The sequence below is a fragment of the Thioclava sp. IC9 genome, assembly GCF_002213225.1.
In the GTDB taxonomy this organism is placed as follows: Bacteria; Pseudomonadota; Alphaproteobacteria; order Rhodobacterales; family Rhodobacteraceae; genus Thioclava; species Thioclava nitratireducens.
Genome location: NZ_NBNX01000012.1, coordinates 14491 through 36281, shown reverse-complemented (window position 1 = coordinate 36281; position 21791 = coordinate 14491). Strand labels below are relative to the sequence as shown.

22 protein-coding genes are annotated in these 21791 nt (G+C 61.3%); 14 read left to right on the top strand and 8 right to left on the bottom strand.

The window, feature by feature from the left end:
• Positions 1 to 2: 2 nt before the first annotated feature.
• From B6V76_RS18845 to B6V76_RS18835, 3 genes are read right to left on the bottom strand one after another with little or no spacing between them, the layout of a single operon-like run.
• Complete coding sequence (locus tag B6V76_RS18845) at positions 3 to 740, bottom strand: amino acid ABC transporter ATP-binding protein (protein ID WP_088728217.1); 738 nt, start codon at positions 738 to 740, stop codon at positions 3 to 5.
• Positions 737 to 1411, bottom strand: a complete 675-nt coding sequence (locus tag B6V76_RS18840; RefSeq protein WP_088728216.1) for an amino acid ABC transporter permease — start codon at positions 1409 to 1411, stop codon at positions 737 to 739. Before B6V76_RS18840 ends, B6V76_RS18845 begins: the two co-directional genes overlap by 4 nt.
• A 55-nt stretch (positions 1412 to 1466) precedes the next feature.
• Positions 1467 to 2258, bottom strand: coding sequence for an ABC transporter substrate-binding protein (locus B6V76_RS18835; protein WP_088728215.1), 792 nt, complete (start codon positions 2256 to 2258; stop codon positions 1467 to 1469).
• Positions 2259 to 2425: 167 nt separating this feature from the next.
• Between B6V76_RS18835 and B6V76_RS18830 the strand changes: the two genes are divergently transcribed.
• The 3 genes from B6V76_RS18830 to B6V76_RS18820 all read left to right on the top strand — a co-directional run bounded on the left by B6V76_RS18830 (position 2426) and on the right by B6V76_RS18820 (position 6084).
• On the top strand, positions 2426 to 3124 hold the full coding sequence (locus B6V76_RS18830; RefSeq protein ID WP_088722113.1) for a FadR/GntR family transcriptional regulator: 699 nt from the start codon (positions 2426 to 2428) through the stop codon (positions 3122 to 3124).
• A gap of 653 nt (positions 3125 to 3777) precedes the next feature.
• Positions 3778 to 4572 (top strand): ion transporter, encoded by a 795-nt coding sequence (locus B6V76_RS18825; protein WP_088728214.1) that lies wholly within the window; start codon positions 3778 to 3780, stop codon positions 4570 to 4572.
• A gap of 126 nt (positions 4573 to 4698) precedes the next feature.
• Entirely contained in the window at positions 4699 to 6084 is a 1386-nt protein-coding gene (locus B6V76_RS18820) for an AarF/ABC1/UbiB kinase family protein (protein WP_088728213.1), read from the top strand.
• A 707-nt stretch (positions 6085 to 6791) separates the two neighbouring features.
• Here the strand turns inward: B6V76_RS18820 and B6V76_RS18815 are convergent.
• Positions 6792 to 7016 (bottom strand): hypothetical protein, encoded by a 225-nt coding sequence (locus B6V76_RS18815; protein ID WP_088728212.1) that lies wholly within the window; start codon positions 7014 to 7016, stop codon positions 6792 to 6794.
• Between the two features lie 297 nt (positions 7017 to 7313).
• Between B6V76_RS18815 and B6V76_RS18810 the strand changes: the two genes are divergently transcribed.
• Both B6V76_RS18810 and B6V76_RS20030 read left to right on the top strand, forming a co-directional pair.
• A complete protein-coding gene (locus tag B6V76_RS18810; protein WP_075777083.1) occupies positions 7314 to 7508 on the top strand; it encodes a hypothetical protein in 195 nt (64 codons plus the stop codon).
• A gap of 7 nt (positions 7509 to 7515) precedes the next feature.
• Entirely contained in the window at positions 7516 to 7851 is a 336-nt protein-coding gene (locus tag B6V76_RS20030) for a hypothetical protein (RefSeq protein WP_166504641.1), read from the top strand.
• Between the two features lie 736 nt (positions 7852 to 8587).
• On the opposite strand, the gene B6V76_RS18800 is transcribed toward B6V76_RS20030, so the two are convergent.
• Positions 8588 to 8803, bottom strand: coding sequence for a helix-turn-helix transcriptional regulator (locus tag B6V76_RS18800; protein ID WP_141104949.1), 216 nt, complete (start codon positions 8801 to 8803; stop codon positions 8588 to 8590).
• Between the two features lie 255 nt (positions 8804 to 9058).
• Between B6V76_RS18800 and B6V76_RS18795 the strand changes: the two genes are divergently transcribed.
• The 4 genes from B6V76_RS18795 (at position 9059) to B6V76_RS19770 (ending at position 12912) form a co-directional block, all read left to right on the top strand.
• The gene (locus B6V76_RS18795; RefSeq protein ID WP_088728210.1) at positions 9059 to 9355 is read left to right on the top strand and encodes a hypothetical protein; all 297 of its coding nucleotides are present in this window, start codon (positions 9059 to 9061) and stop codon (positions 9353 to 9355) included.
• Between the two features lie 1495 nt (positions 9356 to 10850).
• Positions 10851 to 11408 carry a DUF6634 family protein gene (locus tag B6V76_RS18790; RefSeq protein WP_088728209.1) on the top strand — a complete coding sequence of 186 codons (558 nt, stop codon included), beginning with the start codon at positions 10851 to 10853 and terminating at the stop codon, positions 11406 to 11408.
• Between the two features lie 11 nt (positions 11409 to 11419).
• Positions 11420 to 12148 carry a metallophosphoesterase gene (locus B6V76_RS18785; RefSeq protein ID WP_240497904.1) on the top strand — a complete coding sequence of 243 codons (729 nt, stop codon included), beginning with the start codon at positions 11420 to 11422 and terminating at the stop codon, positions 12146 to 12148.
• Complete coding sequence (locus tag B6V76_RS19770) at positions 12145 to 12912, top strand: hypothetical protein (RefSeq protein WP_141104948.1); 768 nt, start codon at positions 12145 to 12147, stop codon at positions 12910 to 12912. The genes B6V76_RS18785 and B6V76_RS19770 overlap by 4 nt, the downstream gene beginning before the upstream one ends.
• A gap of 274 nt (positions 12913 to 13186) precedes the next feature.
• On the opposite strand, the gene B6V76_RS18780 is transcribed toward B6V76_RS19770, so the two are convergent.
• The 3 genes from B6V76_RS18780 to B6V76_RS18770 all read right to left on the bottom strand — a co-directional run bounded on the left by B6V76_RS18780 (position 13187) and on the right by B6V76_RS18770 (position 15889).
• Complete coding sequence (locus B6V76_RS18780; RefSeq protein ID WP_088728207.1) at positions 13187 to 13480, bottom strand: hypothetical protein; 294 nt, start codon at positions 13478 to 13480, stop codon at positions 13187 to 13189.
• A 325-nt stretch (positions 13481 to 13805) separates the two neighbouring features.
• Positions 13806 to 14516, bottom strand: a complete 711-nt coding sequence (locus tag B6V76_RS18775) for a GntR family transcriptional regulator (RefSeq protein WP_240497903.1) — start codon at positions 14514 to 14516, stop codon at positions 13806 to 13808.
• 2 nt (positions 14517 to 14518) lie between these two features.
• Positions 14519 to 15889: a formimidoylglutamate deiminase gene (locus B6V76_RS18770; RefSeq protein WP_088728206.1), complete on the bottom strand. Its 1371-nt coding sequence runs from the start codon at positions 15887 to 15889 to the stop codon at positions 14519 to 14521.
• Between the two features lie 71 nt (positions 15890 to 15960).
• On the opposite strand from B6V76_RS18770, the gene hutI reads away from it, so the two are divergent.
• Genes hutI through B6V76_RS18745 form a run of 5 tightly spaced genes read left to right on the top strand, consistent with a single transcriptional unit; the run spans position 15961 to position 21788 of the window.
• Positions 15961 to 17139 carry an imidazolonepropionase gene (gene hutI / locus B6V76_RS18765; RefSeq protein WP_088728205.1) on the top strand — a complete coding sequence of 393 codons (1179 nt, stop codon included), beginning with the start codon at positions 15961 to 15963 and terminating at the stop codon, positions 17137 to 17139.
• Complete coding sequence (gene hutH, locus B6V76_RS18760) at positions 17133 to 18653, top strand: histidine ammonia-lyase (protein WP_088728204.1); 1521 nt, start codon at positions 17133 to 17135, stop codon at positions 18651 to 18653. Before hutI ends, hutH begins: the two co-directional genes overlap by 7 nt.
• Positions 18650 to 19459 (top strand): N-formylglutamate deformylase, encoded by an 810-nt coding sequence (hutG, locus tag B6V76_RS18755; protein WP_088728203.1) that lies wholly within the window; start codon positions 18650 to 18652, stop codon positions 19457 to 19459. The genes hutH and hutG overlap by 4 nt, the downstream gene beginning before the upstream one ends.
• Positions 19456 to 20649: a CoA transferase gene (locus tag B6V76_RS18750; RefSeq protein ID WP_088728202.1), complete on the top strand. Its 1194-nt coding sequence runs from the start codon at positions 19456 to 19458 to the stop codon at positions 20647 to 20649. The genes hutG and B6V76_RS18750 overlap by 4 nt, the downstream gene beginning before the upstream one ends.
• The gene (locus B6V76_RS18745; RefSeq protein ID WP_088728201.1) at positions 20646 to 21788 is read left to right on the top strand and encodes an acyl-CoA dehydrogenase family protein; all 1143 of its coding nucleotides are present in this window, start codon (positions 20646 to 20648) and stop codon (positions 21786 to 21788) included. Before B6V76_RS18750 ends, B6V76_RS18745 begins: the two co-directional genes overlap by 4 nt.
• The last annotated feature ends 3 nt before the right edge of the window (positions 21789 to 21791 follow it).

Genomic DNA, 21791 nt, shown 5'->3' with positions numbered 1-21791 from the left:
GATCAATGGCTCAGCACAGCGCTGAGAAAATTCTGGGTGCGGACTTCACGCGGCGCGCCAAGCACCTGTTCGGGCGTGCCGGTCTCGATGACCTCGCCCCCATCCATGAAGATCACCCGGTCGGCGACCTGACGGGCGAAGCCCATCTCGTGCGTGACAACGATCATCGTGACACCGGTGCCGGCGAGCGACTTCATCACGTCGAGCACCTCGCCCACCATCTCGGGATCGAGCGCGGAGGTCGGCTCGTCGAACAGCAGCACCTGCGGCTCCATCGCGAGCGCCCGGGCAATCGCCACCCGCTGTTGCTGCCCGCCCGAAAGCTGGCCCGGATACTTGTCGGCCTGCTCGACGATGCCGACCCGGCGCAGAAGTGTCTCGGCCTGCGCCGCAGCGTTGGCTCGCGACGTGCGGCGCACGCGGCGTGGGGCCAGCATGACGTTCTCGAGGACGGTGAGATGCGGGAAGAGGTTGAAGCTCTGGAACACCATGCCGACTTCGGCGCGCACCTTCGCCAAGGCCCGCCCCGGAAGGACCGGGATGCCGTCGACGCGGATTTCGCTCGCGCGGTCGAAATCCTCCAGGCGGTTGATGCAGCGGATCAGCGTTGACTTGCCCGACCCCGAGGGACCGATCACGCAAACTACTTCGCCTTTTTCGATCTCCAGATTGATCCCGCGCAGCGCTTCGTAGCTGCCGTAATATTTGCGCAGATCTCGGATGCTCACATAGCCCTTCATACGCGCCTCCCGGAATTGAAACGGTTCTCCAGACGCGACACCAGCAGCACCGCCGGCCAGAGGAAAACGATATAGATCAGCGCGGCGCCGATCAGCGGCGAGGGGTTCGCCGCGAGCGCCTGCGCCTGTGTCGCCTGTTTCAGAAGGTCCGGCATCGCGACCACGGAGGCGAGCGCTGTGTCCTTCATCACGTTGATCGAGTTGTTGGTCAGCGGCGGGATCACGATCCGGATCGCCTGCGGCAGGATCACGTCGACCATCGTCTGGCGGTGGCTCAGCCCCAGCGCCTCGGAGGCCTCGAACTGGCCGTTCGGGATCGCCTCGATACCGGCACGAAAAATCTCCGCCGTATAGGCGCCGGAGACAAGCGTCAGCGCGGTCATCGCCGAAGCAAAGGACGACAGGCGCACGCCGAGGAAGGGCAACGCGTAATAGACAACGATCAGCAACACCAGAAGGGGGATCGAGCGGAACACGTCGATATAGATCTTCGTCAGCAGACGCACCGGCGCCACGCCGTAGAGTCGAAGCATGGAGAGGATCAGGCCGAGGACCAGACCCACCACGATGCTCGCCACGCCCAGCTGAAGCGTCAGCCAGAGGCCGCTCAGAAGCATAGGCACGCTTCGCTGCAAGACCTCGAAGTTCAGGAATGTGTCAAAAAACGTCATGAGACTCTTTCGGTGAGAAGCGCGCCCCCGCTGAACGGAGACGCGCCCGAGGTCGTTACTTCAGCGAGGGCATGTCCATGACCGTGACGGTGGAGGTGTCCGCCTCAGGGGCGACGCCGAACCACTTCTCATGCAGCTTGGCGATCGTGCCATCCTTCTTGAGCTCGGTGATGATGTCGTTCACTTCGCTGGCCAGCGGCGCGTCCTTGGCGAACATCATCGAGTATTTCTCGCCCGTCGCGATCCGCTGGACGACCTTCAGCTGCGGCTTGTCCTTCACGTAGTAGAGAAGCGCCGGAATATCGGAGATGTAGCCGTCGATCCGCCCCGCCGTGAGGTCGAGCATCGCAGGCGCCAGACCCTCATAGCGCTTGATCTCGGAGAAGCCGTATTCTGCGTTATGCTCGGTCGCCCACATGTCGCCGGTAGAGCCAGTGTCGACACCGACGATCTTGCCCTTCATCTCTTCGAGCGATTGCGGCCCGCTCGCGAGCGCGGTCAGCGACTGGTCGCTATCGTAATAGGGCTGCGCGAAGGAGACCGATTTCAGGCGCTCGTCGGTGATGGTGATCGACGAGATCGCCGCATCGATCCGGCCCGACTGCACGGCCGAGAAGAGACCGTTGAAGGGGATGTTCACGATTTCGACGTCGCGCCCGAGTTTTGCGGCGACCGCATCGACCAGATCGACCTCGAAGCCGACGTTCTTGCCCGTCTCGTCCTGAAACTCCCACGGCACGTTCCCGATATTGGCGCCGACGGTGAGCGTCTCCGCCCAGGCGCTCGTCCCGAGGGCAGTCACTGCAACGAAGGCCATCGCGGCGATCTTTCCAAATTTTCCAGACATGTTCGTTTTCCCTGTTGATCGTCGTTTTATTTTGCTTAACTGGCATGACCGGTCAGACCGGTCTGACCTTTTGAAACATGCTTTCCCCGATCTGACAAGGAACTTCTTTGATGTTGGCGGGCGCGGGGGGCTATAGATTTAATAACTGCCAGCTTAAGAGGCGCCGCATGGATTTCACGAACGACAAAAGCCCCGTCACCCAGACGGTCGCGCGCCAGCTGCAAGAAATGATCCGCACCGGAGCGCTGAAAAAAGACGAGCGCTTGCCCTCGCAGCGCGTGCTGTCAGAACAGCTGGGCGTGTCGCGCGCATCCCTTCGCGAAGCCCTGCTGACGCTGGAAACGATCGGTCTTGTGCGCACCTACCCCGCTCGCGGCACTTTCGTGACCGGCGCTCAGACAGGCAAGCCCGCCGCGATGGATCAGTGGCGTTTCGAGGAGCAGTATTCCATCCTCGACGTCTTCCAGTCTCGCCTTCTGATCGAAGCGGAACTCTGCCGCCTCGCCGCCCCCCACGTGACGCCCGAGATTGCGGACGAACTGCGGCGTGCGACGGAGGAATTCGAGCAGGCATGGCGCAAGGAAGATCTCGTGACCCATGTCGAAGCCGATCTCACCTTCCACAATATCATCGCGCAAACCTGCCCCAACGCCATGCTGCGCCGCCTGCACCAATCCGTGCGCGACCTTCTGACCGAGACTCAGCGCGTGCCAATCCCGAATACCGAAGTCGGCCGCATGAACGCGTCGATCAAAGAGCACAGGGCGATCCTGGAAGCCCTCACGCGGCAGAATGCGAGCGATGCCGCGGATGCGATGCGAGAGCATATCCGCAATACCGCGCTGTGTGCCGGCGTAGAGATTTGAGGGAACGAGGCTCCTCTGCCTGCGCTTGAGTTTTCAAATCCCCCCATTTGCGGAATGCCGATGCGCGTTGGGGTTTCAGCGCACCCAACACCGTCTGCAAGGAATTGACGAATATAGAATCCAGATGTGTCTGGATGTCGCGAAACGACCCCCGATTTGGCTGGATACCTACCTCTGGATACAGTTCTCCGGTCGGCTCATGCAGACCTCTCATGAAGTAATGCTGTTAAGAGGTTTCGGTCGGATATCCCACGGATGATCTGCTTGAACCAACGTTGCGCCAGTTGCACTCTTTCCGCGCTACACCGCCTAGGCCGGGGAACGTGTTGACGCAAGTCACCCGCCGCCGGGCCAGCGCCTTGCCAATCTCGCAGGAGTTCTCGGCGCAACACGTGCTGGAACGCAAGCGCAGGGGCGCAGCTTGCCTCCCTAGACTGTGGGTCCGACGTCGGCGAACCTCATGACGACTTGGCCTCGTCCACTCCAGCGCGGCCAGGTCATTCGCACCATCGGCTTGGTCAGGTCACATTCGCCGAGGTAGGTCGCGGCACGGCGCGCAACGTTTTCTCCAAGGCACTCATTGCTGAAGGGTAAGGTTGCGCGAGCCCTGCCCAGGGACCATATCCCACCGGCCAATAAGACGGGGGGACTGCATGACTTTGCGCGACCGGATCGCGATGACGCTCGACACGTCGACTTTTAGGAACACGATCACGGGCGTGATCCTGTTCAACGCGTTGCTTCTTGGACTGGAGACTTCAGAACGCGCGATGGCCCTCGCTGGCGATCTGATCCGGCTGCTCGATATGCTATGCCTGTCGGTCTTCGTGCTCGAGATCGGGCTGAAGCTGTTCGTGCAGCGACTGGGCTTCTTCCGCTCGGGTTGGAACCTCTTTGATTTCACCATCGTCGGCGTGTCGCTTCTGCCCGGCGCACAGGTCTTCAGTGTGCTGCGGGCGCTGCGCGTGTTGCGTCTGCTGCGCATCATTTCGGTCGCGCCGCGCCTGCGCAGGGTGGTCGAGGGGCTGATCAATGCGCTGCCGGGCATGGGTAGCGTATTCCTGCTGATGGGCATCATCTTCTACATCGCGAGCGTCATGGCGACGAAACTCTTCGGCACGAGCTTTCCGGACTGGTTCGGCTCGCTCGGACAATCGGCCTATTCGCTGTTCCAGATCATGACGCTCGAGAGCTGGTCGATGGGCATTGTGCGCCCGGTGATGGAAACCCACCCTCTGGCTTGGGCATTCTTCGTGCCCTTCATCATGGTCACGACCTTCGCTGTGGTGAACCTTCTGGTGGGCCTGATCGTGAACTCGATGCAGGATGCCCATTCCGAAGAGGAGACCACGCGCACCGACGCCTATCGCGACGAGGTGCTGCTACGGCTCGAGGCGATCGAACAGCGGATCGGCGATCTGCGTGAGGCGGCTCCGCCCCGCGAGTGAGCCCGTTTCTGAGCGCGCGCGTATAGACAAAGACTAACCCGATCTCAGGAGACCCCGCGCGATGCGCCTGCGCCCCACCCCGACTTTCCCACCTGGTTCGTCCGCGCCTGATCCGGTGCGCGCCCGATGACCGACCGTTCGCGCCGGGTGCCCAAGACGCGCCTCACGCGGTTCGCCGCCTTCGGTCAGATGGCGGGCGGGATCGCGGCGGGGGCGTTGGGTGAAGGGGCGCGCAAACTAGCCAAGGGCGAGCGCCCGCAGCTTTCCGACCTTATCCTGACACCCGCAAATGCGCGCCGCGTCACCGATCAGCTGGCGCGGCTGCGCGGGGCGGCGATGAAACTCGGGCAGATGATTTCGCTCGATGCAGGCGATGTGCTACCGCCCGAGTTGACCGAAATCCTTGCGCGTCTGCGCGAAGCGGCGAATGTGATGCCGCCCAAACAGCTGGACCGGGTTCTGGCGGCACAATGGGGACCGGACTGGCGCAAAAAATTCGCGCGTTTCGAGACGCGCCCGATTGCGGCAGCCTCGATAGGCCAGGTTCATCGGGCGGTGCTCCATTCGGGGCGCGAGCTGGCGGTGAAGGTGCAATATCCCGGCGTCGCGACGAGCATCGACGCCGATATCGACAATGTCGCGGCGCTGCTGCGCTATTCGGGGCTCCTGCCGGCCGGGCTCGATATCCGGCCGCTTCTGGCCGAGGCCAAGCGGCAGCTTCATGAGGAGGCCGATTACCTCCGCGAGGCGGAGCAGATGCGCCGCTACCGCACCCTGATGGAGGAAGACCCGCGCTTCGTGATCCCCGAACCGATCGAAGAGCTACTCCGCCCGACGATCCTTCCAATGGATTTCGTCGCAGGCGCCCCGATCGAAACCCTGGCCGAGGCCGATCAGGCGACGCGCGACGAGGTGACCTCGGCGCTGCTCGCATTGGTCCTGCGTGAGCTGTTCGAATTCGGCTACATGCAGACCGATCCGAATTTCGGCAATTTCCGCTGGCAGAAAGAGCAAGGCCGGATCGTGCTGCTGGATTTCGGCGCCGCCCGGGCGATCCCGCCCGAGACGACGGCCTCCTACCGCCGCTTGCTGCGTGCGGGGCTCGACGAAGATCCGGCAAAGCTGCGCATGGCCCTTCTGGAGATTGGCTTCGTGTCTGAGGCACAGCTGACCCGGCACGGTGGCACCTTCGACGAGATGATCGAAATTTTGCTCGCGCATGTCGCGCGAAGCCGGCCCGAGGGGGCGCTCTTCGACTTCTCCGACCGCAGTTTCGTCGAGGCGTTGCGCGAACGCGCGGCCCCAATCATGGCGGATCGGGCGAACTGGCATCTGCCGCCCGCGCAAACCCTGTTCGTGCAACGCAAGATCAGCGGCACCGCGCTTCTTAGTGTGCGGATGCGCGCCCAAATGCGCTTGATCGAAATGGTCCGCCCCTATGCCGAGGGTAGCCTGCGCGGTTCCATGAGCGCTTCAGATCTAAACACGGCAATGCGCCCGCCTAAATCTTGACTGGGTTACATCCACCGGCCTCGAACCACGGCACGCACACAATAAGCCGCACCCCTTTCGTGCGAGCAGGCACACTTCCCGGTCTGAAGGTGCTCGACCAACGGCATCAAAGCGCTCGAATGTATATTGTCGAGCCCGCCAACAAACAGCGCGAAAACTGCTGAGCAACGACTACCTCCGAGCAGATTTCACTTGCGAAATGTGAGGCACACGGGCGCACAACCATGATCGTCGGCCTGGCCGGAAAGGCAAAAGGACCTACACTGGGCGTGGCTTTTTCTTGGTCCGGCGAGGCCCCGTCAGGCACAGACGTCTGTTAGGGCCTGTTGGCTGAGGCGTAAGACGGGTGCGCGAAGCTTTGAGTTGGCCATCAATCTTGATGCATCGAGGTTCGGGAAGGTCACAGGCCTCAAGTGCCCTGAGATCCTCTTCCGTCATCTTCGCTGGCTCCGAAAGAGTGGCTCGCAAGACATAAGCAGCCACCGCCGCTCCGCCGGAGAGCACGCCCATAATGATGTATTCGGCCAGATCCATGACACGTTCTTTCGTGGGAACTGTAGCGACGAAACATCAAAAAGTTCAAACTCGGAATTGCTCGGCTCGCAAGCGAGAAATCCGCCCGCAACTGCGCGGCGGCTTGCATATCTGCGAGAAGATGCCTTCTGCGAGGTCACGATGCTAAGCGTCCGACGTGATCTGCATCGCTTTCAGGTCGCGCCACTCGAAGGATCATCCCCCGCTTCGCGGTCTTCATCCGCCTTTTCGCCGAAATAGGCATCGCCGGACAGAGGCTGCGAATTGAACCAACGGATGTCTTCCGCGCTCAGGCTCGCCACATCTTTGATATACCGGCGCTCACGCATCACAATCCAGAAGGCCGCCGCAGCGAACACGCCCATCAGGATCATACCGGCTGTCACATTCCAGTCCATATCGTGCTCCCTAACCTTGAATTAGACCGAGGAGGGTAATCAAAGTCAAACGGGACCACGGTTATCGCTTTACCAGAAGCACCTTCAGGAGGCAGCGCAGGACGCCGATCCTTGCCGAATTCCGCCGCAGCACCGAGGGCAGGTCACCTGCCGTATCGGCACGTCCGCGAGAACAGCTATAGCTGCTTACAAGGAGCGCGCCGTCGCGCAGCTCAAACAAGCGCCGTCAGCGTCCCTGATCAAACGAGACAAAGCCCACACTTTCAGGCTATAATTAAGTTTTACGGAGGACCACGCATGGAAGATCTTTTCAGGAAACGACAAGAGGAAAAGGCGCGAAGCCGCGCGAAGGATGAAGAGCGCCTGGCGAGAGGCGAGGTCAGTCCCAGCGAGTTGCAACATCAGAATTTAGTATTCAAGAAAGTCCGAGCCGACCGGGTCGGCTTCGTGAAGAGCCGAGAACCGAAATCCGTCAAATTCCTTAGCCTTTGAGGCTGCTATGTCTAACGATCAGGAACTGGCGGAAGCAAGAACTCAACTCCCAAGGATCCTCGGCGAGCTGGAGACACTGCTGCGAGCAGGCAATCCGGACCTCGATCTCTTCGTCTCGGCCCTCGCCCATTATGGCGAGCCTGGATTGGCCCAACTCCATCTCCATGGCGTCGAGGGCGACCGCGAACGTAGATCCCGCCTGATGAAATTTGCGACAGCCTGGCTCCTGGAGCGCGGCATATCGATCGAGCCTCAGGAGGGACGCGACCTCTATGACATTCGTCCATGGCGCGAGGCCCGTGGGGGCACAACTCAAGATATGGGATCTCTGGACGAGATCTGAAAGCGCTCGAACGAGGATCGGCAAAAGACAAAGTGCAGGGCACACTAAGAGGCTTACGCGCGCCTCCTCCATCTCGAAGTTGGGTGACCCTCCAATGCCCCGTATAGCCTCTTTTCAAATGCGCTGCGACGATCTGAAAGCCGCTCTGTGGCCAGCTCTTCGGTGTGTCGACGAAGAGCAATTCCGCAATTCCGAATCCGGCCTCCTGGAGATCCCGCAACCGCGCCTTCGTCGTCAGGTTCGTGAGTGGCGAAAGCCAGACGATATTTTCCGAGACGCGCATTGCGTGCCGCGTGAACGCCCGCAGCTCTGACCAAGGCGGATTTGTGATGACCCAATCCACCCGATCGGTCCAAGACAGAAAGTCACGCCCTTCACTGATCTCGCACCAATGGCGCTCCACGTGATCCGGGAAATGATCAAAGAACGCCCCTTCCCCGCGCGACGGATCGAGGACTCGCCCGGCCATCGCATACGAAAAATGTTCGATGATCGCCTTGGCGAGGTTAAGCGGTGTCATGACCCGGTCCTGTTCCGCGTAATTCTTAGGCGGCACCAACCCGCGCCCCTTCGCCAGATCGCTCCGTTCCAGGGGCGCTCGGATGCGGAACAGCCGCAATGCTGCGGAAAGCGTCGCTACACGCCCGGAAAACTCCGCTTCCAAGGCAATGACCGTGACGCGGCTGCAACCGATCCGGCGCGCGAGAGCCTGCTGCGAAAAACCGCGCGCACGCCTTCACTCCGCGAGCACGCGTCCCATATGCTCACCCGCCTTGGCAACACGCCAGCGCAGGCAAAGGACCGGCAAGACGGCCTCTAGCGAAAGGATCGTGCCTGCCCCGCTCTCCAGGGCGCGCACCGTCGGGATGCTGATATTGGCGCGGGATGCGAGTTCGGCCTGCGTGAGTCCGCGCGCTAGGCGTTCGGCTCTGAGGATCTCGAAAAATGACATATGCGAAAATCTTTCCATAGAAGGCTCACAGATAGAAAGAAATAGCGACAAAGCGCAACCGCTTGCGCTGCACCCTAGGCGCTCCCGAAAACTAGGGACAATGTGCTCCGGCGAAATTTTCTCTACTTCCTAAAAAATCGGGAACCCGTTTTTTTCAGCCTCGGCACTTAGACTGAACGCATTACCAGATCCGCCCCGGATCACCTTACCCGTCCCCGCCGAGCCTCGCTCGCGCGGCCTTAGGAGCTGCATGCCATGGCCCAGCGCCCCTTCACGCAGAACATGCGAAAATCTCATCGCGCAACTGGGTTCACCAAGGACGATGAAGAGCTTCTCGCGCGGCTCGTAAAGGCTCGGCTGCAAATCGCCGATCTGATGCTGGAAAAACCAATTTATGCCCCGATTTTCGAGAGACTGGAGCGCGAAATCGCGGCCATCGAGGCGCGCCGAATCGAGGATCCACTGGCCCGCGCGAGAGCGATCCTGCGTGGACTGCCAAGTGACGCGACCTCCCCGTCCGACGATCAAGACGATATGCCAGAGCCTTGGTAGGTTTGACTATCTCACCTGTCGATGCCGCAAGAATCCCGAACGCAGCGAACAGCTCAGCCGTCATGCGAAAAGCGAAAGGCAAAAATCCCCAAACGCCTTCTATCCAATAAACATGAAGCGAAACTGCACAAAAATCCAAAAATTCAAAACAAGCATCGTCTGATTACCCTGCGGCAGCGCCAAGCATGCAGAAAATCGAGAACATCCGCGAACGCGTGCGAAAAAGATTTGCAAAGGCAACATGGCGATGCTCTCGACAGAATGGGACCGGCGCCTTCAGAAACAATGCGAGCCTTCGACAGCCGCAAGCGATCGCCCTCGTGCGACGAAAGGTGAAGCGAGACTCGGCCGCGCCCCGCGAAAAGCCGGCCACTATGCTCATACGAAAAACGGACGGCGAACGGGCGCAGATTGCCCCATTGCGCGAGCTTTCTTTCCCGCCCTCGCCGCCGCCCCGGCTTCCTATCCCCCCGTATCCCGGGGTAGGATCCGTGCCGAGAGCCTTGGGAAGTCGCAAGGCGTAAGGACGGGCGAGAGCCGGGCAGCCTAGAGGGATTTACCGATAGCATCGCACGCTCAATAAGGTTACTCACCAGCCAGCCAGCGAACGGGATCTGCTGAAGGTCCTGGACGGTGACGGTATCGTCGGCCGTGATGCGGACCATCCCGATGCGAAAAACGACCGCGACGACAGCGCAGAGACCGGTAGCCACCGGAGGCGGGCGGTCTACTTGGGCAAGCCATCTTGGGCATAGGCCTCCTGTTTCGGCACCGGCGCATGTCATGTCGATTTTTTTGAGCCGAACCACCGGGATCTGATAGCAGTCCAGGGCAGACCTCTGCGCGCCTATGCATCTCGGCCTTAGGGCGCCCATTTCCGCTCGCGAGGGCCTAGAACTCGTTCGGAAATCGCCTGCTATTTGCCAGCGCGAATCAAGGATCGATCGGAGAGAAACGATCGTGCATTTCCCACGTTTGATGACACGCAATGTCCGGATTTAGAGTTTGGCTCGTAGTATCAGACCCCGCGCCCCAGCATGCGGCTCGAGTGCAGGCGATGCGAAAATCATCGGCCAAATCCCGGCCCAGCGCGAAGATATTCCTATTTTTCAAAGCACAATGCCCACCCCACGGCCAACGACGCGCGGTGCGAAAAAACCTAAAAATTCCGTGCGAAAACAGGCGCTTAATCGAAATACTCCTAGCCTTCCTCGACGTCATGGGATATGCTTGATCGAGACAGATTCACTTCCTAGTCGTTAGAGGCAGCCCGATGCAGACAGGCCTAACCACGCCGCTTTAGCGGCCCGCGTCCTCCTCGAAGGACGCGCTCCGAACTAGATATTGAATATTCACACCCGGCACCCGGGTCGACACGCTGTCGGCCTGCGCCCTTCATTATTGAAACTCACTCGGACATTCGCCTGTCCGGGCACGGCTGACGCATGCCCATGGTCCAGTTAGGCGCTTGGCTCGAAGCAAAGGAAAGAAGCAAATGGTTCACGAAACAAGCCCGCTCCAACCTTATCTTGAGATCATTGAAGGTATTCTCCCGGTCACGCCGATTGCAATGATCGATCTCGGCGGCACCCAGCAGCGCATTCGAGAACATCCGGCGCTTGCTCCGCTCCTGCAGACCTATCTCGCAGATCGCGCCCTCGGCGGACAAGGCGGATTGAGCGCGGACGGAACCTTCGACGCCACGCTCTTTATAAAATGGGTCCTAGTGCTCAGCAACCAGGCTCCCGCAATCGGGGATCGCGTAGCGACCGGGGAGCTATCAGCCGCGCCTCTGCTCGACTCATGGTGCGCGATAGTTGAAGGCGCCGTGCCCCTGCTTGTCGGGCAGGTCTCCGGCCACCCGCATCTGCGTGAGGGTGCGCGGGTTCGAACTTCGCCTCTCATGAATCTCCAGCCGAAGGCGGGCTGGGCTCGAAGTTGTAACCGCTTCTATCGCTTGGGCTTACACGATCCAAGTTTCCTGAAAACCCTGCAAGAAGACGGACGCCTTTCTGCGAGCGCAAAGCTCCTACGCGCCGATCGGAGATCCTGATCATGTCCAAGGTGCTTATCTTGGCGGACCTGCATCTCGATCTCTGGATGCAGAAACACCGCGACCCATTCGATGACCTTGAGCTCGAGAACGCTGAGCTTCTCATCATAGCTGGCGACCTCGCCAACAAGCCCAAGATCCGTTGGCGTCCGGCGCTTCAGCTGATCGGCCAGCACGTCGATCTCGATCGGGTTCATATCATCCCGGGCAATCATGACTATTACGATTTTCGGCTCGATGGCGACGACCGCCTCGCGGATCTCGCGCATGAAGCCGGCGCGCATCTCGCGCAGAAACGAGTGCTCATACATGAGCGCACGCGATTTCTCTGCGCCACGCTCTGGACTGACTTCGCGCTCGGACCGGGAAGCGTTGCGGAAAAGTCGTCCCGCAACGACTGGGTGATGAATGACTATCGCTATATTCGCGTCGCAGGAAGCGGCTACCGCAAGGCGCGGCCAGCCGACACCATCGCGAAGCACCATGAACATCTCGTTTGGTTGCGAGGACAACTGGCGACACCCTTCGATGGCGAAACCGTCGTCGTCACGCATCATGCCCCGCACCCGACCGCACTCCCTCCGGGCGCGCCGCTTCCCTGGTGCTACGCTTCAGACCTGACTGCGCTCATCGAGGAATACCAGCCCGAGAGATGGCTTTTCGGCCATACCCACCATGCTGCGGAATTTCAGGTTGGGCGCACGCAGCTGAAGAATGTTTCGAAAGGATATCCAAAATGACAGGAACACACGTATTCGATTGGGGCACTTTCTCCGAATCAGAACCGTTCAGCGGCTTTCTACCAGAGAGCGACTACCCCTTACTTTTTCCGGGAGGCATCCATTTCAATTCCACGGGACGGGTCTACGCAGTTGACGCAAAAAATAAGCATCTTATCCCCCCCAAACCCGGAGTTTATGCTATACGTGAGAAAGAACCATTTGGAAGGGGGGCAATTTACTGTGGCAGAGGAAGAAATCTGAACCAAAGAGTACGGCAAAGCATTAGAGAACAAGGCTTTGGAACGGAGGTGATTTTTTTCAATGAGGATAACGTTTCAATTCGAGAAGAAGGACAATACTACCAACTTTGCATATTGGCAGAAAAGCTGTGCATACGCGCATTAAGTACAATATGCGCCTACAACAACCTTCCAATCAAGCTCTCAAATCAGCAACACCGAGACCCTTTACCTTATTTTGCATGGAAAGACCCGAAAAACTCACCCTACAAACTTCCGATTTCCTTTGCCCAACATGTTCTTTCCAAATTCATGCCTCCGCTACCAGAACCTCACAAAATAAGCCCGTTTGAATACACCTACCGTCTATGGACAATCAATAGGGGTGCAATTCCGGAGTTCACCAGACGTGAAAAAAACATTTGGGCACCAAGCATAGTTGATGCCTTAACAGAAAACTATCTGGAACCATTCGATGAACCTTCCGCATATCGCCAATACTTCCTAGATCAGCTTGCCCGGCAACGATCGAGCGCGAGATAAATCAGCTGGAACTGGCACTCGAAAACCCCTCTGGGTTTTTCAGCTCGATTGCCGGCCCACGGCCGCCTTTGAGCCATCAGTGCTACGGCTCGCGGGACTCTGGAACAGTTACCTCCGTCGTTCGGTCGGATTTGTGCTTCGAGAAGGTTGCCGGAATTGAGAAGAACGCCGATTGAAGAAATACGCGAGAGAGCTCGCGCGCAATTGGCACCCGTCATCAGCCCGTTAAAACAAGCAGATGACGGGAACGGGTCTTTCGGGCTTCCGCAACGGATCAGAACTTCAGCGACATACGGAGCGAGAGGCCGTAGGTCGCGAAATTCCCGCTGCCGACACCGTCCACGAACATTTTCGCCGAAGCCTCCAGACCATCCGCGTTGTCGAAGAGATAGCCGATGTCGAAACGCGCCCGCCCGCCATCTTCCTGATCGACGTAATTACGCGCCGCGCCTTTGCCATCGACATGCGACCAGATCCCGGCAAGCCCCCAGGTCACCAGCTGGTTTTCGTCATCCGGCCGGAGCGGCATCTCGAAATCGATCCCTACCGACACTTCGCTTTGCTGCACGGTCTGCTCAGGCACTCGGTTGGACAGGCTATCGGTGTAAGACAGCTGGTGCTCCGCGACGTAGCTGACCTGCAGTCGCGGCGAATATCCTGCTCATTCCCCGGTCGCTCGGAGCGCGCTTTCGTCTTGTTCGCGGCGGCGAAGCGCTCGGCGACATTTCGCGGGCCTCACGCTGAAGTCAAATAGCGATCACGCTTTTGAAATTTTCAGATTCATCTTTGTCACGGCGGCGCACAGCGAGCGAACGAATGCTTTGCAGACGCTCCAAATGCTCAGAGGCAAGCCCCATTTTCGGCCCCGCTTCCTATGCGGCTGTCTCACGCTCCTAAAGTTCCAGACGCATCCGATGGGACGGCGAGAAGGATTGCCGCGCATATGTGATCGGTTGCGCATCGAGCCAGGTCACCCGGAGCATCGTGAGAACCGGGTCGTCGGGCGCGCAGACAAGATGTTTTGCAGCCGCCCCAGCGGCTTCCGCCAGGAATTCCATGGTGCCGTGAGTATAAGGTGCCTGCCGCACGAGCCAGACATTCGGGCTGGTCTTGGACAAGTCCACGTCTTCTATCTCGGGCACGGTATCGAGCACTATCCAGCGATTTTCGAACATGTGCGGCACATCATCGGCCAGGTGAAGACTGCTGACATGGAGCAGGCGCTCGCTTCCCGATAGCCTCAACTTCTCGCGCACCAGCGGCGGCGGAGCTTCGATTTTGCGCTCCAGCAAGCGGTATTCGTAGCGCGCCCCGCTGGCCTCGACCTCGACATGAGTCAGCGGGATCGTGAGCGTGGCCTTGCGGCGCGGCGCTTCGCGCACCCGGGTGCCAGCCTTTCGGCGCCGGTCGAGAAAACCCGATGTCGCGAGATCGCGTAACGCGCGGTTCACCGTGGCCCGAGCACAGCCGAATTCCGCAGCGAGATCCACCTCATTGGGGATCAATTCGCCGGGCGCATAGACCTGCGCGCGGATCCGCGCCATCATCTCGTCGCGGATCGACTGCCAGCTGATCGAATTGTCAGCCCCATCCTCTCTCGTCACCGTCACACCTCATACCCCAACCGCTCCGTAACACGCGCGTAAGCCCGCGCGATCGCATCGCGTTGAACGTGACGCCCCTCCTGCACCACGTGACGTCCGGCCGACCATACATCGCACACCGCGCGATCATCACGCGCGAAAATCCAGGTATCGAGCAGGACGTCGCCAAGCCTCCCTTGACCGTCCGGCCCAAGATCGTCAAGCGCGAGAAGATCTGCCCAAAGCCCGGTCGCGATGGCTCCGCTGGCGCGTCCGGCCGCTTGCGCGCCTCCCTCGACCGCCCCCTGAAACAGCACCCGTCCAGTCGAGCGGTCCGGATCGGCAAGCGCGGCCCGCGAATGATCGCGCAAACGCTGGGAATACTCGAGCGTGCGCAATTCCTCGGTGAGGGAAATCCGAATATTGCTATCCGACCCGACACCGAACACCCCGCCCGCGGCCCGCCAGCGCACACCATCGAAAATTCCGTCTCCGAGACTCGACTCGGTGATCGGACAGAGACCGGCCACGGCGCCCGTCGCGGCGAGCGCCTCGGTTTCCGCGGGCTCCATCTGGGTCGCATGAATCAGGCACCATCGTCGATCCACAGGGACATTCCCAATCAGCCATTCAACGGGTCGAGCACCTGTCGCGGCCCGGACCTCATCAACCTCGGCAATTTGTTCGGCCAGATGAATGTGGATCGGTGCATCGCCTGCGAGCGAGACCGCCGTCTCAAGCCCTCTCTTGTCTACCGCCCGCAGGCTGTGCGGAGCGATCCCCAATCCGCTATCTGCACCAAGCTCTGCAACATGGCGACGCGCCGCGTCGACCAGACGCGCGAAGCGCTCGGGATCATTGCCGAAGCGGTCCTGTCCCGAGACAAGCGCGCGCCGATCGAGGCCGCCATAGGTATAGAGCACTGGCAATAGCGTCAGCCCGATCCCGGTCTGGGCCGCCGCCGCCGCTATTCGCCCGGCCATCTCGGCCAAATCCTCATAGGGCTGACCACCCGGAGCGTGGTGCAGGTAGTGAAACTCGACATTGGTCGCGTAACCAGCCTCGAGCATCTCCATCTGAACGAAAGCCGCGATCGCTTGAATGTCCTCGGGAGTGAGCCGATCGAGGAACCGATACATCAGCCGTCGCCAGGTCCAGAAGCTGTCATGCGGGTCTGCGCCGCGCCGTTCGGAGAGGCCCGCCATTGCACGTTGAAATGCGTGGCTGTGCAGATTGGCCGGAGCAGGCAGCAGGATTTCAACTCGCTTCGCGCCCTCGGGGCAAGTCGTCCCCGGTGCGATCGCACCGATGCGACCGTCCTCATCGAGGTCAATTCTCACCCGTTCCACCCAGGAATTCCCCACCAGCGCCCTATGCGCCCAGATCGTCTGCATGGTTGCCCTCCGTGTTGACAGGTTTTTTATGTGCAGACATATTAACCGCAAATCAAGCACGAATCGAGTTCATGACAGAGATCACCCTCACCAATGCGACACTGGCCCCCTGCGACGGAGCCACAGAGAACCGTGTCTTCAAAGGATGGCTGCGTATCGAAAACGGGCGCATCGCCGAATTCGGGGAAGGTTCGGCAGACGGTCAGGACCTCGGCGGGCGACTGGTCACCCCCGCCCTGATCGATTGCCATACCCATCTCGTCTATGGCGGCAGTCGAGCGCGCGAATTCGAGCAACGCCTGGAAGGTGTGAGCTACGAGGAAATTGCCCGCAGCGGCGGAGGCATCCTTTCCACAGTCAATGCCACACGCGCCGCCAGCGAGGACGATCTGGTCGCCTCCGCCCTGCCCCGGCTCGATGCGCTGCTGGCAGAAGGCGTGGCGGCGGTCGAAATCAAGTCGGGCTATGGGCTGAGCGTTGAAGACGAGATCAAGATGCTGCGCGCGGCGCGTCGGCTCGAAAAGGAGCGTCCCGTCCGCATCATGACGACCTGGCTCGCCGCACACGCTTTGCCTCCAGACTATGTCGGACGCGCGGAAGTCTATCTCGATGAGGTTGTCATCGCAGGTCTGAGGGCCGCCCATGCCGAGGGACTTGTCGATGCGGTCGACGGGTTCTGCGAGTCGATTGCCTTTTCTGCCGAGCAGATGGCGCGGGTCTTCGATGTCGCGCAGGAACTGGGCCTCCCGGTCAAGCTTCATGCGGAACAGCTCAGCCACCAAGGTGGCACCCGGCTCGTCGCCGCGCGCGGTGGGCTCTCTGCAGATCACGTCGAATATGCGACCGCGGACGACGCCGAAGCGCTGGCACGCGCGGGCAGCGTCGCCGTGCTTCTGCCCGGGGCCTTCTACACACTGCGCGAGACCAGAATGCCGCCGATCGCCGAGTTCCGTGCAGCAGGTGCCGCGATGGCGCTCGCCACCGACTGCAATCCCGGGACCTCACCGCTCACGTCGCTCCTTTTGACCATGAACATGGGCGCGACGCTCTTTCGCATGACGCCAACCGAATGCCTCGACGGGGTCACCCGCCATGCGGCGCAGGCACTCGGCCTTGAGGATTGCGGACGGCTCGGCGTCGGTATGCGGGCAGACCTCGCGGTCTGGGACGTCACCGATCCCGCCGAGCTGACCTATCGGATCGGCTTCAACCCCCTTCACTGCCGCTACTTCGGAGGCCGCAAATGCTGACATTGATGCCGGGCGAGGTCACCCTCGAGCAGCTCGAAAACCTCTGGCGCACCGGCGCGGCCGCGCGGCTCGATCCGAGCACCGCGAGCGCGATCGCGACCTCGGCCGCACGGATTGCCTCAGCGGCCAAGGGCGAGGACGCCGTCTACGGGGTAAATACTGGCTTCGGCAAGCTGTCCTCGGTGCGCATCGCGTCCGAGGATACCGCGACCCTCCAGCGCAACCTGATCCTGTCTCACTGTTGCGGCGTCGGCGATCCCCTGCCGGTGGAGACGACACGTCTCATGATGGCGCTAAAGCTACTCAGCCTTGGACGCGGCGCCTCGGGGGTTCGTCCCGAAATCATTGCTCTGATCGAGGGGATGCTGGAGCACGGCGTCACGCCGGTTGTGCCCGAACAAGGCAGCGTCGGCGCCTCGGGCGACCTCGCGCCGCTCGCACATATGGCCGCTGTCATGATCGGCGAAGGGGAAGCCGTCTTCAATGGCCAGCGACAGCCCGGCGCGGATGCGCTCACCGCAGCGGGTCTCTCCCCTGTTACGCTCGGCGCAAAGGAAGGTCTCGCGCTCATCAACGGAACGCAATTTTCAACCGCACTTGGGCTTGTGGGGCTCTTCCGCGCGATGACCTGCCTGCGCACGGCCATCGTGACCGGCGCGATGTCGACGGATGCGATCATGGGGTCGACAGCGCCCACAAGGGCCGAAATTCATAGCCTCCGCGGTCATGCGGGCCAGATCGAAGTCGCGAAGGCGATGCGCGAACTGCTCGACGGCAGCGAAATTCGCGAGAGCCATCGCGAAGGGGACGACCGGGTGCAGGATCCCTACTGCATCCGCTGCCAGCCGCAAGTGACCGGTGCGGCACTCGACCTGTTACGCTTCGCCGGCCAGACCCTGATCACCGAGGCCAACGCAGTGACCGACAACCCGCTCGTTCTCTCCGACGGCACGATCGTGTCGGGAGGGAACTTCCACGCCGAGCCCGTAGCTTTTGCTGCGGACCAGATCGCGCTGGCCGTTGCCGAGATTGGCGCGATTGCGCAGCGTCGCATTGCACTGATGGTCGATCCCGCGCTCAGTTTCGGGCTGCCGCCCTTTCTCACACCTCAAGCGGGGCTCAACAGCGGCTTGATGATCGCCGAGGTGACCACTGCCGCCCTGATGAGCGAGAACAAGCATCTCGCCGCCCCATGTTCGGTAGACAGCACACCAACCAGCGCCAATCAGGAGGACCATGTCAGCATGGCAGCCCATGGCGCACGGCGCTTGGGGCTGATGACGCGTAACCTCTCGGTGATACTCGGAGTGGAGGCGCTGTGCGGCGCGCAGGGCATCGAGTTCCGCGCGCCCTTGGTGACATCCGCCCCGCTCGCGCGAACAATCGAGGTCTTACGGCGCCATGTCGAAACGATGGGCGCCGATCGCTACCTCGCACCTGATCTCGAAAAGGCCCGCAGGCTGGTTGAAGACTCGACGCTCGTCACCGCCGCCGGACTGGGGGTCGCAGCATGACTTCGATCGCCCCTGATCCCGTCGAAATCACCGAAGGAGAGAGCCCCGTCATCCTCGGTCTTCCCCATACCGGAACCTGGGTTCCTGCGGACGTGCGAGAGGCGCTCAATGACCGTGGCCGCGCGCTGGCGGATACCGACTGGAATATCCATGAGCTCTATGCAGGGCTTCTGCCGGGCGCGACCTCGGTGCGTGCAACCTTCCACCGCTATGTGATCGACGCGAACCGCGGCCCAGAAAACGAGAGCCTCTATCCCGGGCAAAACACGACCGGGCTCGTTCCGCTCACTGATTTCGATGGCGCGCCGATCTGGACGACAGAGCCAGCCGCTGAGGAGATCACCCACCGGCTCGCTGAGTTCCACACGCCCTATCACGCCGCCCTGCGCACTCAGATCGAGCGGGTGCGCGCGCGCCACGGCGTGGCGATCCTCTACGATTGCCATTCGATCCGCTCGCACATCCCCTTCCTGTTCGACGGAAAGCTGCCCGATTTCAATATCGGCACCGCGAATGGCACCAGCTGCGATCCGCGCATCGAGACCGTAACGGCGGAGATATGCGCGCGCGCAGATGGGTTCAGCCATGTCATCAATGGCCGATTCCGTGGCGGCTGGACAACACGTAACTACGGTCAGCCTGAAAGCGGTGTCCACGCCATCCAGATGGAACTGGCCCAATCGACCCACCTCGCCGCGGAAGCTCCGCCTTGGGATATCAGCGCCGAGAAAGCCGCGCGTCTGCGTCCCCATTTGGGCGAGATCCTGCGCGCGCTCGAAATGCTGGCCTCGGAGCTTGTCGCATGAAACCGCTCGAAGGGCTTCGAATCCTTGACCTGACCCGTGTCCTCTCGGGCCCGTTCGCGACCGCCTTACTGGCGGATCTCGGGGCGCAAGTAATCAAGATCGAACCGCCGCGAGGGGACGACTACCGACATATCGGCCCGTTTCGCGACGGGGAGTCCGCGCTCTTTGCGCTGACGAACCGCGGCAAGAGTTCGATCGTGATCGATCTGAGAGTGCCCGAAGGACAAGCGCTTGCGCGCCAGCTGGCCGGCCAATGCGATGTCGTGATAGAGAATTTCCGCCCCGGTGTGGCCGCTCGGTTAGGGCTCGACCCGGCGGAGTTGCGCATGGACAATCCCGGCCTCGTATATTGCGCGATCTCGGGCTTCGGACAGGACAGCCCGGCCTCCGGCCTGCCCGCCTATGACCTCGTGGTGCAGGCAATGTCGGGCTGGATGGATGCGACGGGCGAAGAGGCCGGTGGCCCGTTGAAGGTCGGCGAGGCCCTGGGCGACATAGCGGCCGGGCTCTACGCGGTGATCGCGATCCTTGCCGCGCTCGTCGGGAAGGAGAAAACCGGGCGCGGCGCGTCGCTCGACGTCGCGATGCTCGACAGTCTCGTCGCGATGCTGCCGACCAGCCATGCAGTGCATCTCTATGCAAACCGCCCTGTGGAGCGGGTCGGCAACCGTCACCCCCTCTCCACGCCGTTCGGGACCTATCGCACGCAGGATGGCCTCGCGATCATTGCGGCCCTGAGCGATCGCCAATTCACCGCGCTCTGCCAGGTGATCGGCGCTCCTGATATTGCGGAGGACCCCCGCTTCCTCACCGATGAGACGCGCACGCAAAACGAGCCGGCTCTACGCGCGGTGATCGAAGGCTGGACCACCCGTCACCCCACCGAAAAGGTTGTTGCGGCACTCGCCGAGGCGCAGGTGCCCAGCGCGCCAATCATGACCCTCGCCCAACAGCTGGCTTCGCACCATGCGCATGCGCGCGCTCTCGTGCGCCAGCTACCGCACCATTCGCTCGGGGAAAGCCCGGTCGTGGGCCAACCCATCCGGTTCGAAGGCGCAGCGCCACTCGCTGAGACTGGAGCGCCTGCGCTTGGAGGAGAGACCCGGAAGATTCTGCAGGAAGCCGGCCTGAGCGCCGCCCAGATTTCCCGGCTGATCGCGGCCGGCGTCGTAAAGGAAGCAAGCCAATGACAGCCTTTGACCACCTTTTGAGCGCGGAAGAGCGACAGTTCCTCGACATGCTGGAGTGCTTCGCCCGCGACGAGCTTGTCCCGCGCGCAGGCGAGACCGATCGAACCGGAACGTTCGTCCATGATCAACTCTCTGCGCTGTCAGAGACCGGAATGATGGGAGCTAATCTGCCCGAACGCTGGGGCGGGGCCGACATCTCGGCCCATGCGCTCTTCGAGGCGGTCGCGACGATCGCAGGCGGCTGCGGCTCCACCGTCTCGGCGCTGACGGCGCATTTCCTCGCGACCGACAGCCTGTTGCTCGGGGGCGATGATGCGTTACGCGCGCGCTTTCTGCCTGCCGCGGCCGAGGGGAAGATACTCGGCGCGTTCGGCCTGACCGAACCCAATGCGGGGTCCGATCCCGCGGACATGCGCAGCCGCGCAGTGCGTCAGGGCGACGAATGGCACATCAAGGGCAAGAAGTGCTTCATCTCGAATGGCGGTGTCGCCGATTTCATTATCCTCTACTGCGTGACCGATCCACAGGCAGGTCATCGGGGCATCTCGGCCTTCGTCGTCGAGAAGGGCACACCCGGCCTCATTCCGGGCCGGGTCGAACAGACCATGGGTCTGCGGGGCGGCCATGTCTGGGAACTCGATGTCGATGTCATGGTGCCCGATGCAAACCGTCTCGGCGAGGAGGGCACCGGTTTCCGCACCGCGATGAAAGTGCTCGACAACGGGCGCGCCGAGGTGGCGGCGATGGCTGTCGGGATCGCGCGCTCCGCATTGGCCGCCGCCCGCGATTGGGCCCGCGCACGCGTCATCGGGGGCGAGGCGCTCTCGAACCGGCAAGGCATCCAGTGGATGCTTGCGGACATGGCGACCGATTTGTCGGCCGCCGAACTTCTGGGCCATGAGGCCGCACGCCAGCGACAGGCCGGAGAGCGGTTCACCACCGCAGCCTCTAAGGCCAAACTCTTCGCGTCCGAAGCCGCAGGGCGCATTACCGATCAGGCTTTGCAGATCCACGGCGGCTACGGCTTCACACGAGATTTCCCACTCGAGCGCCAACTCCGCGACCTGCGCATCATGCGCATCTACGAAGGCTCCTCCGAAATTCAACGCAACATCATCGCGGGCCGGATGCTCGCCTGACCT

Excerpts from the sequence above, each read along its gene's own strand:
- B6V76_RS18845 (WP_088728217.1), bottom strand. The coding sequence starts at position 740 with ATGAAGGGCTATGTGAGCATCCGAGATCTGCGCAAATATTACGGCAGC.
- B6V76_RS18840 (WP_088728216.1), bottom strand. The coding sequence starts at position 1,411 with ATGACGTTTTTTGACACATTCCTGAACTTCGAGGTCTTGCAGCGAAGC.
- B6V76_RS18835 (WP_088728215.1), bottom strand. The coding sequence starts at position 2,258 with ATGTCTGGAAAATTTGGAAAGATCGCCGCGATGGCCTTCGTTGCAGTG.
- B6V76_RS18830 (WP_088722113.1), top strand. The coding sequence starts at position 2,426 with ATGGATTTCACGAACGACAAAAGCCCCGTCACCCAGACGGTCGCGCGC.
- B6V76_RS18825 (WP_088728214.1), top strand. The coding sequence starts at position 3,778 with ATGACTTTGCGCGACCGGATCGCGATGACGCTCGACACGTCGACTTTT.
- B6V76_RS18820 (WP_088728213.1), top strand. The coding sequence starts at position 4,699 with ATGACCGACCGTTCGCGCCGGGTGCCCAAGACGCGCCTCACGCGGTTC.
- B6V76_RS18815 (WP_088728212.1), bottom strand. The coding sequence starts at position 7,016 with ATGGACTGGAATGTGACAGCCGGTATGATCCTGATGGGCGTGTTCGCT.
- B6V76_RS18810 (WP_075777083.1), top strand. The coding sequence starts at position 7,314 with ATGGAAGATCTTTTCAGGAAACGACAAGAGGAAAAGGCGCGAAGCCGC.
- B6V76_RS20030 (WP_166504641.1), top strand. The coding sequence starts at position 7,516 with ATGTCTAACGATCAGGAACTGGCGGAAGCAAGAACTCAACTCCCAAGG.
- B6V76_RS18800 (WP_141104949.1), bottom strand. The coding sequence starts at position 8,803 with ATGTCATTTTTCGAGATCCTCAGAGCCGAACGCCTAGCGCGCGGACTC.
- B6V76_RS18795 (WP_088728210.1), top strand. The coding sequence starts at position 9,059 with ATGGCCCAGCGCCCCTTCACGCAGAACATGCGAAAATCTCATCGCGCA.
- B6V76_RS18790 (WP_088728209.1), top strand. The coding sequence starts at position 10,851 with ATGGTTCACGAAACAAGCCCGCTCCAACCTTATCTTGAGATCATTGAA.
- B6V76_RS19770 (WP_141104948.1), top strand. The coding sequence starts at position 12,145 with ATGACAGGAACACACGTATTCGATTGGGGCACTTTCTCCGAATCAGAA.
- B6V76_RS18770 (WP_088728206.1), bottom strand. The coding sequence starts at position 15,889 with ATGCAGACGATCTGGGCGCATAGGGCGCTGGTGGGGAATTCCTGGGTG.
- hutI (WP_088728205.1), top strand. The coding sequence starts at position 15,961 with ATGACAGAGATCACCCTCACCAATGCGACACTGGCCCCCTGCGACGGA.
- hutH (WP_088728204.1), top strand. The coding sequence starts at position 17,133 with ATGCTGACATTGATGCCGGGCGAGGTCACCCTCGAGCAGCTCGAAAAC.
- hutG (WP_088728203.1), top strand. The coding sequence starts at position 18,650 with ATGACTTCGATCGCCCCTGATCCCGTCGAAATCACCGAAGGAGAGAGC.
- B6V76_RS18750 (WP_088728202.1), top strand. The coding sequence starts at position 19,456 with ATGAAACCGCTCGAAGGGCTTCGAATCCTTGACCTGACCCGTGTCCTC.
- B6V76_RS18745 (WP_088728201.1), top strand. The coding sequence starts at position 20,646 with ATGACAGCCTTTGACCACCTTTTGAGCGCGGAAGAGCGACAGTTCCTC.